Annotated in this window: 11 protein-coding genes; 8 read left to right on the forward strand and 3 right to left on the reverse strand. The window is 34.9% G+C overall.

Annotated features, from left to right (window positions below; genetic code table 11):
• Positions 1–47: 47 nt before the first annotated feature.
• From CaldiYA01_RS03025 to CaldiYA01_RS03060, 8 genes are all read left to right on the forward strand, one after another.
• The gene (locus CaldiYA01_RS03025) at positions 48–3845 is read left to right on the forward strand and encodes a fibronectin type III domain-containing protein (RefSeq protein WP_207181217.1); all 3798 of its coding nucleotides are present in this window, start codon (positions 48–50) and stop codon (positions 3843–3845) included.
• Positions 3846–3864: 19 nt separating this feature from the next.
• Positions 3865–7470: a fibronectin type III domain-containing protein gene (locus CaldiYA01_RS03030; RefSeq protein ID WP_207181219.1), complete on the forward strand. Its 3606-nt coding sequence runs from the start codon at positions 3865–3867 to the stop codon at positions 7468–7470.
• Between the two features lie 36 nt (positions 7471–7506).
• Complete coding sequence (locus CaldiYA01_RS03035; RefSeq protein WP_207181221.1) at positions 7507–8340, forward strand: S-layer homology domain-containing protein; 834 nt, start codon at positions 7507–7509, stop codon at positions 8338–8340.
• A 102-nt stretch (positions 8341–8442) separates the two neighbouring features.
• Entirely contained in the window at positions 8443–9243 is an 801-nt protein-coding gene (locus tag CaldiYA01_RS03040) for an ABC transporter substrate-binding protein (protein WP_207181223.1), read from the forward strand.
• Positions 9244–9259: 16 nt separating this feature from the next.
• Entirely contained in the window at positions 9260–9922 is a 663-nt protein-coding gene (locus CaldiYA01_RS03045) for an amino acid ABC transporter permease (RefSeq protein WP_207181225.1), read from the forward strand.
• Positions 9909–10694 (forward strand): amino acid ABC transporter ATP-binding protein, encoded by a 786-nt coding sequence (locus CaldiYA01_RS03050; RefSeq protein WP_307729590.1) that lies wholly within the window; start codon positions 9909–9911, stop codon positions 10692–10694. The genes CaldiYA01_RS03045 and CaldiYA01_RS03050 overlap by 14 nt, the downstream gene beginning before the upstream one ends.
• Before the next feature lie 126 nt (positions 10695–10820).
• Complete coding sequence (locus CaldiYA01_RS03055; protein WP_207181227.1) at positions 10821–11726, forward strand: DMT family transporter; 906 nt, start codon at positions 10821–10823, stop codon at positions 11724–11726.
• A 10-nt stretch (positions 11727–11736) separates the two neighbouring features.
• Complete coding sequence (locus tag CaldiYA01_RS03060; RefSeq protein ID WP_207181229.1) at positions 11737–14202, forward strand: MBL fold metallo-hydrolase; 2466 nt, start codon at positions 11737–11739, stop codon at positions 14200–14202.
• A gap of 126 nt (positions 14203–14328) precedes the next feature.
• Here the strand turns inward: CaldiYA01_RS03060 and arsB are convergent, their stop codons facing one another.
• From arsB to CaldiYA01_RS03075, 3 genes are read right to left on the reverse strand one after another with little or no spacing between them, the layout of a single operon-like run.
• Positions 14329–15375, reverse strand: a complete 1047-nt coding sequence (gene arsB, locus CaldiYA01_RS03065) for an ACR3 family arsenite efflux transporter (protein ID WP_207181231.1) — start codon at positions 15373–15375, stop codon at positions 14329–14331.
• A 2-nt stretch (positions 15376–15377) separates the two neighbouring features.
• Positions 15378–15791 carry an arsenate reductase ArsC gene (locus CaldiYA01_RS03070; protein WP_207181233.1) on the reverse strand — a complete coding sequence of 138 codons (414 nt, stop codon included), beginning with the start codon at positions 15789–15791 and terminating at the stop codon, positions 15378–15380.
• 1 nt (position 15792) lies between these two features.
• Entirely contained in the window at positions 15793–16164 is a 372-nt protein-coding gene (locus tag CaldiYA01_RS03075) for an ArsR/SmtB family transcription factor (RefSeq protein ID WP_207181235.1), read from the reverse strand.
• Positions 16165–16167: the final 3 nt, after the last annotated feature.

The following is a 16167-nucleotide window of genomic DNA, read 5'->3' on the forward strand; positions in this document are numbered from 1 at the left end:
TCTTTGAAAAACACAAATTTTAAGCGTGTTTTAAGGTGGGATAAAAAATGTTTGAAAACATAAAAAGAGTAACTTCAATTTTAATTATGATTTCATTTTTACTTTCCAACTTAAACTTTAAGACATTTTCACAAACTCTTTCAACCTCTTTAAATATAACTGTACAAAGAGACAATAGTGGAGTTTATAAAATAACAAGAAATTCCATTTCTATAACATGGAATCCCATTGAAGATGCAATCTTATATGAAGTCTACGCAGCATCTTCAAATTCTCAAATAGATTTTCAAACGGTAACCCAGAATACATACTGCAATGTAACAGGACTCAAAAGTGCCACAGTATATAAAATAACTGTAGTTGCCAAAAACGAAGATGAGCAGATAATAACATCTCAGTCAATTTATGCCATAACAGAATTTAAGCTTTATGCTCAGCCAGAACCAGACCCAGAAAAAGAAGAGGATATTCCACTTGGTTCTGGTGGAGAACATCCCAAGTTATTAATAACTTTTAACAAAATAAACGTATCAGATGATTTTCAATCAGACATAGGTTTTAGGGGCTACAACGTTTTTGTAGGAAAAAGCCAAACAGCATCAGATGCTAACCAGTATTATGTGGATAGTAGTACAAATGAGATTTACAAGTATCAAAAGGAAAACAATATTACAATACCTGTAAAACTTTATAAAGACGGTATTCAGCAGTTTGCGCAGGAAATCAACCAAACAGTAAGCATGACTGTTTATGACAAATATGATGGAATTGACACATTTGAGCTTGTGCCAGGTACGATGTATTACATTATTATGAACCCGAAAATGGATAGTACAAAAGTGATTTACAAGCCTCTTTCAAACATTGCTTGTCCAACGCTTATACAGGTCAGTGCTGCAAAGATAGGTGAGATTGAGAAAGACGGAAAGACTTTAGCTTTAGTAAGAGTACAATGGCGTGGTGTTGACCCTGGAAACTACAAACAGGATGAGATAAAATATAGAGCTTATTACGCAACAAGCGCGAATGAACTTCCAAGAGATAATCTACCACCACAAAACATCTTTGCAACAACCTCATATAACCAGAACGAAGCATACATTCCCGGCCTTTCTATGACGACAAAGTACTATTACATAAGAGTAGAAGCTATTTTTGCAGATGGTACCAGAATTCCTTCAGCACTTATAAAGGTTTCTGTGACAGAACTTGGTGATATTCCACCAACACCTAAAAACTGTAGAGCTGAAACTATCTCACAGACAGAAATAGAGGTTTCGTTTGACAAGCCTGTTTCAGACGACTCAAGTTATGTTTATCAAATTTGGCTTTCAACAGAATATAAAGATGTTCTTGACTCAAGCGGAAATCCTACTGTATACAAACTTGTTTATAGTACTACTTCGTATGATCCAAACAAAGATGGTTTTTTACCGAGTGATTTAATTTTAGATGGAACAAGGTATAGATATAAAGTATCAAATCTTCTACCGAACACAGTTTATTATTTCAAGATTAGAGTAATAAATACTGTTAACCAGAAAAAGTCTGACTTTTCGCTTGTATTTGTTGGGACAACAAAACCTGTTGCCGTTTTAAACGTGCCGCCTGTAGATAACAATTTTGTTAGACAAATTGTGTCTTCTGAGACAGGTATAAGGATTTACGTGTATCAGGACGATTTGATTTCAAAGATTCATCAAGCCACAATTGATTATGTATCGCAATCAGCTTACTTTTCTGGAAACTTGACAGTTTCTGAAAAGGTGTACTATCAGGTATACGTTTGTGAGTCTTCTTGGAATGAAAATAATGTTAAAATTTACTTTGAACTTCCATCAGGAAGTATTTCGAATTATATTGATATATCAGACCTTAAAAGTAATACTCCTTATTATATTAGATTCAAAGTAAGAGTTTATATTGACAAAGACTATCTTTCAGAATTTAGCAGAGCATATGTTGCTTTAACAAAACCTGTGCCAGTACCACCTATCGTCTCCCAGCCTGAGATACCTAAAAATTTCATGATTGCCCCAGAGGATGATGCAGTAACACAAACTTCTGTTAAGCTCAGATGGGATACAAAACCAGGTCAGTCATATGTCATTTTGCAAACTTCAAAAGCTTTAGATAGCAATAACCTCAGTTTAGATGAGGTGAAGGATTATTTTGTTAAAATACTCAGACAAAAGGTTGAAATCTATAAGCAAGTATCTGATTCAGCTTTTATAGTAGAACAGGTTGTGTATGATGTATATTCACAGAACTCTCCTGTTGGCGCAAAGATATATATTGATGTTACATCTCCTGTGACATTTAAGAACCTTGCTCCAAACACACTATATTATTTTTCCATAAAAGCTATAGAAAATGACAGAGAATCGCTTTGGGGAAGCATTGCAGTAACAACTTCTTCAATTGAAAAGCCCGAGAATTTGACAGTAATATCAAGAGATTCAAGTGGACACGGACTTACAATCCAGTGGAACGGCAATCCAAATTACGGTTATCAGATTTTTGTAAGGCAAGAAAATAGCACTGTGTATACCTTGGTATATTCTGGCTCAATTTCGCCTGTTTCTGTAGCATCGTCAAAAGTTGCTGTGTATAAATATTACATTGGAAATTTAAGTTCAAATACCCTATATTACGTCAGGGTAAGAAGCTTTCATATTCCGACTGGAAAGGTTTCTATTTTTGCAGAGGTTTTAGCGCGAACAGTTTTTAACCAGAGCGATTTTGAAAATCAGCAGCAAAAGCTCAAAGAAGAAGAACAAAACAGAATAAGGGATATTCAGAATCAGAAACAGGTTGCTATCATACTTGAAAATAGCTCAGATAAATATTATCTTTACATCAATGACCAGAATGCTTTGGATGAGATACAGCGTACAAATTCGAACGAGTTTGTAATAGACTTTACAAAAGCTCTTTACTCTTCTGCTAAAGGGCAGGTTTTGTTCTCATACAGGGTAGCAGATGCCCTTGAGAAGTTACAGAAAAGTTTTGTTTTGAAATACAAAAGTAGTATGTTAAAACTTCCACCGGGTGCTTTGAATGTTTCTGAGGTAGAGAGTATTTCAAAAAGATATGGAATTGACAAAGGATTGGTGATGATATTAATAGAACTTTCCTCAGCTTCTGTTTTGCCACCTTCATATGGTTATGATATTGATTCTGATGTTATAACATTGAAGGTAACGTCCAGGTATTATTTAAATGATGAACTGGCTGTGTCAAGCTTTGCAAAACCTGTGAATATTACATTGAAGCTTTCAAGCTTGGCTGGTCAGGCAAACCAAACAAGAAATGTATATGATTTTTCGAATAGCAGCTTTGTAACCAGTTTTTCAATCGACAGTCTTTCAAACAGTATAACATTTAATGTTGAAAGACCTGGCACATTTGGAGTGCTGAAAACTCAGACTGTGTCAAGTTACAATCTTAGCAAGTACAAAGACGATATAGCGTATGTTTCTCAAAAATACAACTTAAATGAGCTTTACAGTAACTTTAATAAAAGTCTTTCTCAGGATTATGCATCCGAAATTATAACAAAAGTATTTGGTATTGATGCTGAAAAGGTCAGAAGTGGGAATCTGACAAGGCAAGAGGCAATATATATTTTGGCAAGAGTGTATGAACAAAAGACATTATCTTCGATTGACAATGTTCTTATTACAAAGTCAACTACCTTTACTCCCGATGGAAGGTACAGAAAGTCTATCCTTAGCATGATGTCACTCGGAGTTGTAGACAATGATTTAAACCCCTATGAAACTATAAAGATTGATGAGTTTGTTCACTATATAGTTAATCTTGAAAAAATTTTAAAATATTAGAAAATGGGTGAGAGGTAAAATGAAAAATTTTAGAAGAAAAGTATTTGTTGTTTTTGTTTTGTTTTTATTTTTAAACATTTTATTTCTTCAAAATCTAAGAGCACAACCGACAATTATTCTTCCTTCGCCTCAAGGTTTGAATATAGCAATTGTAAATAGTCTTCCTCGAATAGAAGTAGGTCAAGATGGAACTATAACACTTTATTTTTCTTGGCAATACAGTTATTCTGACTTTGACTACTTTGAGCTATATCTTGGCGATAACCCTACAAGATTTCCTTATGGATATACAATATATAAAAACGACCCAAACCTCACAGTTTCAAACGGGAGCTATACATATAAAGTTCAAAGTCTGCCAAACGGGCAAAAGATTCCAAGCGGAACAATTTTTTATGCCAAGGTAAGAAGCGTAAGAGTTTTACAGGAACAGACAGGAAGTGTTGTTTATTACTCTTCGTATTCGAATACGATTGTGTTTTTAACACCTATCTTTGTTGAATGTTATACAAACACTGAAGATGCCATTGATATAGTCTGGGACGATGTTTACTATTCTGGCAAGAGAATAGATTATGACATATATGTATCAAAGGATATAAGCTTTACAACTCCAATTAAGTATCAAATTGATGGTGACAGGATAACTTTACTCCAGAGCCAAAAACCAGGTGGAAGGGTAGAAATTCTACCAGGTAGGAAACTTAAATACACAGCAGCAGGGCTTTCACCAAGCAGTCTTTACTATGTAAAGGTTTTGCCAAGAAATTTGCCACAAGAGGTAATCTGGCGTGACCCGCAGACATATACACCGCCTAATATAAAGCTAATTGGTGAAGCTGCAACATATATTCAGGCAGAGGCTCAGAGAATTGCTGACAATGTTGTGTGGCTCAGATGGGCAAAGGTATCAATTGCTGAAAACGAGTATGAGATTTACAAAGGTAGTAAAGACCAGATACCCACTCTGATTGGTACAGTTTCAGCTAATGAGTTTTTTGCTGTTGTGAGCATAACAGACGATGTGTTTTTCAGAATACAGGTTGATGTTTTTGACAGTTTTGGTAGGAAAGTGTCTATTAGGTCAAGAGATTTGTATGTTCATCCATATACACTGCCTTTTGCACCACCTGCAGCAGAAAATTTGGTAGCTTTACCTAAGTCTCAAGATACAATCTCTTTGCGATTCAAAATACCAACAGACAAAGATGTTGTGTATGATTTTTATTACAAAAAATATTCGGATAGCAATGCTGACTTTACTTCTTTTGTATCCAATTATCAAATGAAAAGTTCTGATGAGGAAAAGGACGAGAACAATCTCCCAACAGGATTTTACAGGTTTGACATTACAGGTCTTGAAAAAAATACCGTTTATGTTTTAAAAGTTGTTGTAAAAAAGAAGTTCTACGATTATGAACAGGGAACATATATCTACAAAGAATCAACCCCTACTGTGACAATATCTTATACTCTATCTGGGGATATAACGCCACCAACAACACCAACTCTTTTATCTGTTGTTTACACGACTTACAATTCTGTAATTTTGTCATGGCAACCTATAACTATAGCTGGTGTTCAGCCACCGACAGTCGACAGGAGCATTTTCTATGAGGTTAATTTTGCAGTGTACCAAGATGGAATGGACATAATGAATCCAGAAAATCTTGACATAGCAAGTTTTCAAAAGGTAATACTTTCTGACTATCAGATAGACCAATCAGGCATTATAGTTTTCAGGGTAAGTAATCTCTTACCAAATACAAGGTATGTATTTTTTGTGAGATCGATGAGAAAGATTGACAGTAACGTTTATTATTCACTACCATCCAATATTGTAATGGCGACAACGCTAATAAAGTATGAAATACCGCTGCCTTCTACCGTTCCAGTTGTTGAAAACTTGAGCGTCGTGACAACAACGTATAACTCTGCCCTGCTTTCATGGAGCTACATTGAGAATATGTATTTTGAAATTCAGGTATCAGAAGATATCAAAAATGCAAATGCATGGCAGATTGCATCTGACAGTTTTAAACCATCTATAAAAGAGGTTGATTATACCACTGGACTTTGTTATTTCACAGTTCAAAACTTAAAGCCTGATACATTCTACTATTTTAGAGTAAGGGCATACATAATCAAAGACAATCAGAAAGTGTATTCAGAGTTTAGCAGTCCTGTTTTTGGCAGAACACAAAAGGTTCCTCCACCGAAAACTCCAGTAGCTTTTGGTATAAAAGACTATGGGAAAGACTACGCAATTTTTGTTTGGGAGATTGCTGAGACAGGGAGAAAATATGTCATAGAGATAGCTGACAATATTTCATTTTCAAGCTCTCAGAAGTACACAACCGACACAGATGCAATGGAGTATAAAGTGAGTGGTTTAAAACCCAACACAAGGTACTGGGCAAGACTTTTTGCTTTGGCTTCAGATGGTCAATTATCACAGTCGACAGAAATTATCTCTTTTGTTACCAAAAAGGATATAAGCGAGTACACAGGTGTGTTTGATAGTGTGCAAGACACAACTCAGCCGTTTATAATAGTAGAAGACCCTGCAAGTGGCAAGATGATAATAGAGATTACCTATAGATATGTCAATGAGTCTTTGGATTCAAAGCCTGTGTTAATTGACTTTACAAAAAGAACAAGCCAATCTATTTATCAATTCATAATAAAAGTGAGATACGATGTTTTAAAAGCACTTGTTAAACTCAATAAAGATTGTATTGTTACATTAGATGGAGCATCTTCACTGTTCAATTTTGCTGCGCTAAATAGCGATACTATAAATAGTTTGATGGTATCTGGCGTGTCGCCTTCAAGTATCTATACTGAGCTGACATTTTTCAAGGCTACGGATAAATACGCTGTGAAAGACGCTATTTCTGAAATTTATGATATAAGGTACACAGCTGCAAGCTCAACAAAACAAATAGGAATATCATATTTTTCAATGCCAATTAAAATTTCGCTCATAAACAGGGAACCGTGGTCTGCTGCGATACCATATGTTTTTGATTTGATCTCTCTTTCATGGAAAGAGCCAGAAAGCTCCGTGTTTACAAGAGACAACAAAAGTGTAACTTTTAATTTGCAAACACCTCAGGCAATTGTGATTGTAAGAAAAAGCTTTTACAAAGATATAATTTCAAGTAGCTATGCAACAAAGCTTTACTATCTTTTTAAGACTATTGCCAGCGATGATACAAGCGATACAATAGGAATAAAGAACAGTGTGTCAAAACAGGAGCTTGCCTCATTTTTGGTATATTTTGCAGAGAAGAAAAGACTCTACAGGTTTGAAATAATTGAAGATTATGTTAGAAAAGCATACAAAGCAGGGCTAATTGAAAATACCCAGGACAATTCTATTCTCACAAAAGAAGCCGCTGTAGATATGATGGTAAAGTTTTATGAGATTTACACTGGCAATGAAATCTCAGCAGACGATGTTGCATGGACAAAGCTTTCTGCTGATGACAGATACTTGTTGTCGTTGAAAAAAGCATACAAGATGGGTTGGCTTTTTGACTATGTTACGTTCAATCCCAAAGAGACAGCAACAAGAGAATATGTTTTAGCATTCTTCTATCATGTTGTTTCGAATATATGAAATAAATTTTGTGGGTAAGAAGGTGAGCAGAACAAGATGAAAGGTTTTCGAAAAGCTTTTATTTGCTTGATTTTAGCAGCGGTCATTTTATGGCAACAAAAAGTGTTTGCAGCAGATGTGTTTTGCAAGGTTGAATACTACGTTAATGGAACGAACAATATGCAAGTTGTGCTATATTCAAAGACTAACAAGACCTACTATGTAAAGGGATTTACAAGAGATTCAGACAGACAACTGACAGTTTATTTTTCTGACAAGAAAACTTTTTCGTCTGAATCAAATTCGGTTTTGGTTCCACAGAGTATGTTTATCCTGCCAGTTAGAGTAATTCTTATGCCTTCAGATGGTTCTTTGCTATTTAGTGACATTAAAAATTCACCGTACAAAGACCATATTCTATTTCTTGCAAGCATGGGAAAGATTGATGGGTATAAAGATGGTACTTTCAGACCGAAAAATATTGTTACCCGTCAGGAGTTTGTAAAGCTTTTTATAAATGTGTTTAATATAAAAATAGAAAACAACATCAAAAAGTATTCTTTTTCAGACATTCAAAACTGCTGGGCAAAATCTGAAATAGAAACCCTTTATAAGATGGGAATTATCACAGGGGTAAAAGATAAACAAAATAGGCTTGTTTTCAAGCCGAACGATGGGGTAACTTACGAGCAGGCATTTGCAATTTTGGCAAGGTATCTTAAGCTTAAATCTACCTCAAAAAATGATTATAAATCGTGGGCAAATCAGTATATAAATGCTTTTGTGGACAATCAACTTATAAATGCAGACGAAATAAAAGGCTTAAGATTAAATAGCTTTGCAACAAGAGAATGGACTGCATATATTTTGAGCAAGACAGTATTTAAATAGTAACAGCAGTTTTACTTAATTTCGATATTGATAAAATTCAAAATGGGTGTATAATTATTAAGGTATATTTATAAATTAAATCAACGGAAGGGGATATTTATAATGTATAAGAAGGCCATAGTGTTGGTTTTACTAATAGTACTTATTATCCCATTTTTAAGCGGATGTACTTTAAATGACCAAAACATGACAACCTTAGAAAAGATAAAAAAGACAAAAGAGTTTGTAGTTGGCATGGATAACACATTTCCGCCAATGGAGTTTACTGATGATAACAACAACACAGTGGGGTTTGATGTGGACTTAGCAAACGAAATAGCTAAAAAGCTTGGTGCAAAGCTAAAGATTGTTGCTGTTGACTGGAGTGGAATCCAGAGTGCTTTAAAGTCCAAAAAGTTTGATGCTATTATTTCGTGCTTTAGTATCACAGATGAGAGGAAAAAAGCTTTCAATTTAGCAGGGCCATACCTTTACATTCGTCAAGTTATTGCTGTAAAAAAGGGTGACAGCTCAATCAAAAGCTTTGAAGATTTAAAAGGGATTAAGATAGGTGTTCAGGCAAACACAACAGGTGACAGTGCTGTTCAAAAGATGAAGTTTATAAACTATGAAAAGGATGTTACACGATATGAAAGGATAACTGATGCTTTTAACGACCTTGACATTGGAAGAATAAAAGCAGTTGTGATTGACAGTGTTGTTGCTTACTACTATAAAAAACAAAATCCTGAAAAGTTTGATATAGCACCTGCTCAGCTCGAAAGAGAGCCTGTGGGAATAGCTCTCAGAAAAGAGGACAAGGACCTGTACAATGAAATTCAAAAGATTTTAGACCAGTTAAAGAAGGACGGGACTATTGCGAAAATATCTGAAAAATGGTTTGGTGAAGACATTACAAAGTAAATAGAGGTGGCATGAATTGACAGAAATAGTCATAATAAAATATTTTCCTGTTCTTTTGAAAGCAAGCGTTGTTACGATTGAACTTACAGCGATTGCAGTTACAATCGGGCTGGTGTTTGGACTTGTTGCAGCTCTTTTTAGAATTTCAAAAATAAAGGTTTTGAATTATATTGGAAGCTTTTATGTATGGCTTTTTAGAGGAACACCACTGCTTTTGCAGATATTCTTTATTTACTATGGTCTTCCCAAAATTATACCTGCTCTGACACTGCCAGCATTTTTGGCAGGTGCAATTGCACTTATAATTAACTCAGGTGCGTACACGGCAGAAATAATAAGGGCAGCAATTCTGTCAATTGACAAAGGGCAGTACGAAGCAGCAAAGGCTCTTGGAATGACATACCTTCAGACCATGAGATATGTAATTGTTCCTCAAACATACAAAAGATTAATACCACCAATTGGCAATGAGTTTATTGCGCTTTTGAAAGACTCTTCACTTGTATCAACAATAGGAATGGTTGAGCTTATGCGCGCTGCACAATTAAAAGCGTCTGCAACAGGTAGGGATGCAGAGATTTATATAGCTGCGCTTGTGATATATTTGGCTCTTACAACGGTTTTTTCTACAATATTCAATTGGCTTGAAAAGAGGCTGGGAAGGTATGAACAACGGTAATGGTAGGAATAATAGAAAAATAATAATTGCAAAAGACATTGTTAAATATTTCGGGCACAATCTCGTGTTGGACAAGGTGTCCTTGGAGGTAAACAGAGGAGAAGTTGTGGTTATAATAGGTCCTTCTGGATCTGGGAAAAGCACTTTCTTGCGCTGTCTTAACCATTTAGAAAGAATCAATTCAGGGTATATTGAGATAGACGGGTTTGTCATTGAAGACAAAGGATTTCACGAAAAGCATAAAAAACACAGTTCAAAAGAGATAGCAAGATTTTGTTCACAAATAGGTATGGTATTTCAAAGGTTTAATCTTTTTCCTCACATGACTGCACTTGAGAATGTGATAGTAGGACCTGTTGTTGTGAATAAAATGAAAAAGGAAGAGGCAATCGAGCTTGGAATGAATCTTCTTGAGAAGGTAGGGCTCAAGGACAAGGCAAATTCATACCCTGCACAGCTATCTGGTGGACAGCAGCAAAGAGTTGCAATTGCCAGAGCTTTGGCTATGAAACCTAAAGTAATGCTGTTTGATGAACCGACATCTGCGCTTGACCCTGAACTTGTGGGTGAGGTTTTAAACGTTATGAAAGAGCTGGCAAGGGAAGGTATGACAATGCTTGTTGTAACTCATGAGATGGGATTTGCGAGAGAGGTTGCAGACAGGGTTGTGTTTATGGACAGGGGGAAGATTGTTGAGGAAGGTCTGCCTGAAGAGATTTTCACAAATCCAAAGCAAGAGAGGACAAGACAGTTTTTGCAAAAGATATTGTAGCAATATATTTTGATAAAAAGAATAAAATTTGATGATAGTAATAGAAAGGGCTGTCTATTTTGTATTATTAATGGCAGCCCTTTTTAGCTTGACAGAGAAGATTTTTATATAAAAGGGGAGAAAAACTTGAGTGAAAAACGGAAGATTTTAGCAGATGCCATTTTGTTTTTTGTTACAATGGTATGGGGAAGTTCATTTGTACTTATGAAAAACACAGTTTTAATTATAAACCCAGTGGCATTTTTGGCTGTCAGATTTGCACTTGCCTGGCTGATAGTTTTAGTAATATTCTGGAAAAATCTAAGAGGGTTGAAATTAAGGGAAGTTCTTTATGGTAGTATCATTGGATTTTTTCTATTTAGTGGGATGCTATTGCAGGTTATAGGACTAAAATATACATACGCATCAAAATCAGCTTTTATAACTGGGTTGACTGTCATCTTGGTTCCTGTATTTGTAGCTCTGATTGAAAAAAAGATACCCAAAATTAATGTTGCTGCCGGTGTAGTTTTGGCTTTTGCTGGGCTTTGGCTTTTAAGTGGTGCAAAGTTTTCAAATTTTAATTTTGGTGATTTTCTTACCCTTCTTGCTGACCTTGGGTTTGTGTTTCAAATTATCTTTATTGACATATTTACAGGAAAAGATAATGTAAACACAACAAACGTTGCAATTTTTCAGCTGATGAGCGCAGCATTCTTATATGTGATTGTTTCAATGATATTTGGTATTAACCCCATAGATGTTAAAATAAATCTTACAGCCATTATAACTATTTTGGTAACTGGTATTTTAGGAACAGCATTGGCATTTACTGCTCAAGTTTTTGTCCAGAAATATACAACACCCACTCATACAGCACTCATTTTTTCTGCTGAGCCTGTTTTTGGTGCAATTTTTTCTGCCATAATACCGTCTGGGCCAAACAACACAACTGAGATTTTACCTTTGATTTCTTATGTGGGATGTGGTTTAATCTTAATTGGGATGATTGTAGCTGAGCTAAACCTCGATAAAAATCTTGAGATGGAGTGAAGCTTTAAAGATGGAGATTGTATTTCTTGGTGGAGCCAAAGAAGTTGGGGCCTCGTGCGTTTTAATAAAGGCTTGCGACAAAAATATACTTATTGACTCTGGTATAAGAATGAAAGAAGACAAGCTCCCAAACTTACAACTTCTTCGCGAGCTTGGCGGTGTTGATATTTGTCTTATTTCGCATGCTCATCTTGACCATATAGGAAGCCTTCCTCTTATTGCAAGAGAGTATCCGCATATTTTCTTTTATGCAAATCAACCAACAAAAGATTTGATAAAAGTACTTTTGTATGATAGCTTGAGAATAATGGAGATTGCAGAGGATGAAATACCTATCTATGCTGAAAAGAATGTAGAAGATTTGCTTGATAGAACTCTTACCTATGGATTTAACTATACATTTGAACCTATTGAAGGGATTAAGGTAACATTCTTCCCTGCAGGCCATATCCTCGGTGCTTCCATGATATTTATTCAGACTCAAGAAGGCAGCATACTTTACACAGGCGACTTTTCGGCAGACAAACAGTTGACTGTTGATAAGGCTTCGGTTCCCAAGATTAGACCTGATGTTGTTATATGTGAGTCAACATATGGCGATAGGCTTCACACAAACAGAAATTTTGAAGAAGAAAGGCTTTTTGATACAGTGGCAGAAGTTATATCACAAGGTGGAAAGGTTTTAATTCCAGCCTTTGCAATTGGAAGAGCTCAGGAGATTCTTCTTATCCTCAGAAACTATATGAGAAAAAGAAAGGTTACTTTTAATGTGTTCATTGATGGAATGGTAAGAGAAGTTATAAGAGTTTATAGAAATAACCCTACTTATTTATCTTCGCGATATTACAAGAGAGTTTTAAAAGGTGAGGAAATATTTTTAGCAGATAATATAAATGTTGTGGTTGATAAAAAACAGAGAGAGGAGATAATTTGTTCTTCAGACCCATGTGTTATAATCTCAAGTTCTGGTATGCTCACAGGAGGACCTTCTGTTTTTTATGCTGAAAAGATTGTGCAAAGTCAAAATGCGCTGATTGCAATAACAGGGTATCAGGACGAAGAAGCACCGGGAAGAAAACTTCTTGAACTTGCCGAACTTCCAGAAAACGAAAGGAAGATTGATCTAAATGGCAAAGAATATGAAGTAAAGTGCAAGGTTGAAAAGTATGGGCTTTCAGCACATAGTGACAGAGATAAAATTCTTGGATTTTTGGCAACGCTCAGACCAAGGACGGTCATTTTTGCACATGGCAGTGAAGATGCAATCTCACAAATTTCGGATATGGCAGTAAAAGAGCTTGAATCGAACATAATTGTTCCGCAAAATGGCGAGATAAATTCAATTTCAATTGAAAAACCAAGAAAGCAGTTATCATTTTTCAATGTTAGGAAACTAAGCAATCAAGACCTTTTAAGTGAAGAGAATTTGAAACTTTTGTGGCAGTATCTTGTAGATAATAAACAAGAGTCAAATCACATAACAGCTGAACATGCCATTTTGATTTGGAATGGGAAAGAATTCTTAGAAAAAGATGAAGTAAATAGGGTATTTGAACTTTTGAAAAAGTCAGTTTATTTTGAACAAAATCACAAAAAACCATACCTGTTTAGAATTTTATCTGCCCAGGAGGTTGAAGAAAGATTAAAGCCAAAGCCTATGGAGCAGAACAAAATGCGAGATCTTGCATTTGAAATGTTTAAAGAATATGGACTATACAAAGTTGGTATGGACATTGAAAACAAAGTGGTTACATTTTATTTTAATTTCCCACAGGTTGTAAAAAAGCTTGAAGAAAAAATAAGAGAATTTGAAAAGTTTACACTCTGGAAAGTTGACATAAATCCTAATATTAACCTGACGTATGCTTCAGAATATGTTAAAAATCTTCTCAAAGATTATAACGTTAAGGTTTTGAAATTTTCATATAATCCCGTAATAAATGCTATTATAATAAGGATAAAAGAAAATTTTGAGGAGATGAAAAGTGTATCTGAGAAATTTTTAGAAGAAACTGGAGTTAGTCTAATATTTGATGTAGAGAGCAAAAAGCAAGAGGAAATTGTAGATTTGCAAAAGCCCAGGATGGAGCAAAACAAAGCTCTTCTTTTGATTGACCTCTATTTTGAAAATGAAAAAGATAAGATTTATAAGAAAAGCATTAAAGAAGGAGGAAAATATATAGAACTTTCGTTTGTGACACCTTTTGTGGGTGAAAAGTATAAAGACAAGATTGAAGAAATCTCAGAGAAAACAGGATGGGATATAAAAATATCCCAGTCAATAAACCAAGTTGAGATGATAAATATACTAAAAGAAATATTATCAAAATATAAGATAGAAATCTTGAAAAATCCAAGCATCTATCCTTCAACAAGAGAGGTAAAAATAAAAGTATGTGAACAAATACATGAAGAAATTTTGGAAAAAATATCAGATGAATTTTTTAAACGAACAGGATTTTACATTAAAATTTAATTTTCAAAGTTTATTGTAAGAAAGATATAGTGAAGAACTGCATATGTTCTTTTAAACCAAACAAAAGCCAATTCCTGCTTGATGTAGGAATTGGCTAAATTTTATACTATCATTCCTCAGTAATTTCTAATAAAAATAAAGTCTCTTTCTCAAAAATAGAGCAACATTTACTAAAAGAAGCATAACTGGAACCTCAATCAGAGGACCAATAACTGTTGCAAATGCCTCACCAGATCCTAAACCAAAGGTTGCAACAGCAACTGCAATTGCAAGTTCAAAGTCATTGCTTGCTGCTGTCAGACCAACAGTGGCACTTTCAGGATAGTTGTATTTTCTTTTGTATGAAGTAAAAAATGTTATCAAAAACATTATAACAAAATACAGCGAAAGGGGTATTGCTATTCTCAATACATGAAGTGGCAAAGTGACAATATACTTTCCTTTTAACGAGAACATCACAATGACTGTAAAAAGCAGTGCAACCAAAGTTATTGGACTTATCTTGGGCACAAAATTCTTTTCGTACCATTCCCTGCCGTTTTTTCTGACCAAGAAAATTCTTGTCAATACTCCAGCTATAAAAGGAATACCAAGATAAATAAACACCGAAATTGCTATTTCTTTCATTGAAATATGCAAAGCAATTGCAGTTGTGCTTACTCCAAAAAGTGGAGGAAGTATCTTTATAAATATATATGCTAGTACAGAATATGTGAGAACCTGCCAGATAGCATTAAGAGCAACAAGCCCTGCAACAAAATCCCTGTCACCATCTGCAAGGTCATTCCACACAAGGACCATTGCAATGCATCGAGCCAAGCCTACCAATATTACTCCTATCATATAATGCGGATAATCTCTCAAAAGCAAGATGGCAAGCAAAAACATGACAATAGGTCCTATAAACCAGTTATATAAGATTGCTATTCCAAAAGGTTTTTTGCCAGTTTTTGTCTTTCCTATCTCTTCATATCTTACTTTTGCAAGAGGAGGATACATCATCAGAATTAACCCAATAGCAATTGGAATTGACGTTGTTCCAATACTAAGCCTATTTAGCACATTTGCAAAGTTTGGAAAAAAGTACCCTATCAGAACACCTACAATCATAGCAAGCAAAATCCAAACTGTCAGAAATCTATCTAAAAACGACAAGCCTTTTTTCTGCTCCATTTTTATTTTCCCTCCCCATAGTATTCTTTCTTAATTCTTTCAAGTAGCTCCAATACCTTTTTTTGTATTTCGTCTCTTACTTTTCTAAATTCTTCAATAGGCTTTCCTGCTGGGTCAGGTAGTCCCCAATCTTCTTTGACTTTGCATGGGATAAACGGACACTCAACACCACAGCCCATGGTGATTAAAAAGTCTACTTCTTTTGGGATATCAAATATTGTCTTTGGGAAATGTGAAGATATATCAATTCCAACTTCTTTCATAACCTCAATAGCAAGAGGATTTACCTCTTTTGCAATATCTGTTCCCGCACTATATACTTCAATCAAATCTTTTCCATAGTGCTTGGCAAAACCTTCTGCTATCTGGCTTCGGCATGAATTACCAACACATACAAAAGCAACTCTTGGTTTCATTTTAAATATCACTCCTTTGCACTTTTGTTAAAACATGCTCACATTCTTCTCCTTTTTCTTTCAACTCTTTTAACCGAATTAAATCCTTTCTGAAAATCTCTTGCTGGAAAAACTTTTCCTTTAAAAATTCAATTAATTTTTCATTTTCTTTTAAGAATCTTTCGTTCATACTGTAATATATCCACTGTGATTTTTTTGTAGCTGATAAAACTCCTGCCATTTTCAATTTGGTCAGATGCCTTGAAGTGTTGGACTGTGTTGTGCCCAATATTTTTTCTATGTCACACACACAAAGCCTCTGTTCCAAAAGTAGATTGATTATTCGAAGTCTACACTCATCACCAAGAATTTTTAAAATTTCAGATAAATTCATAAT

Source organism: Caldicellulosiruptor diazotrophicus, from assembly GCF_017347585.1.
In the GTDB taxonomy this organism is placed as follows: domain Bacteria; phylum Bacillota; class Thermoanaerobacteria; order Caldicellulosiruptorales; family Caldicellulosiruptoraceae; genus Caldicellulosiruptor; species Caldicellulosiruptor diazotrophicus.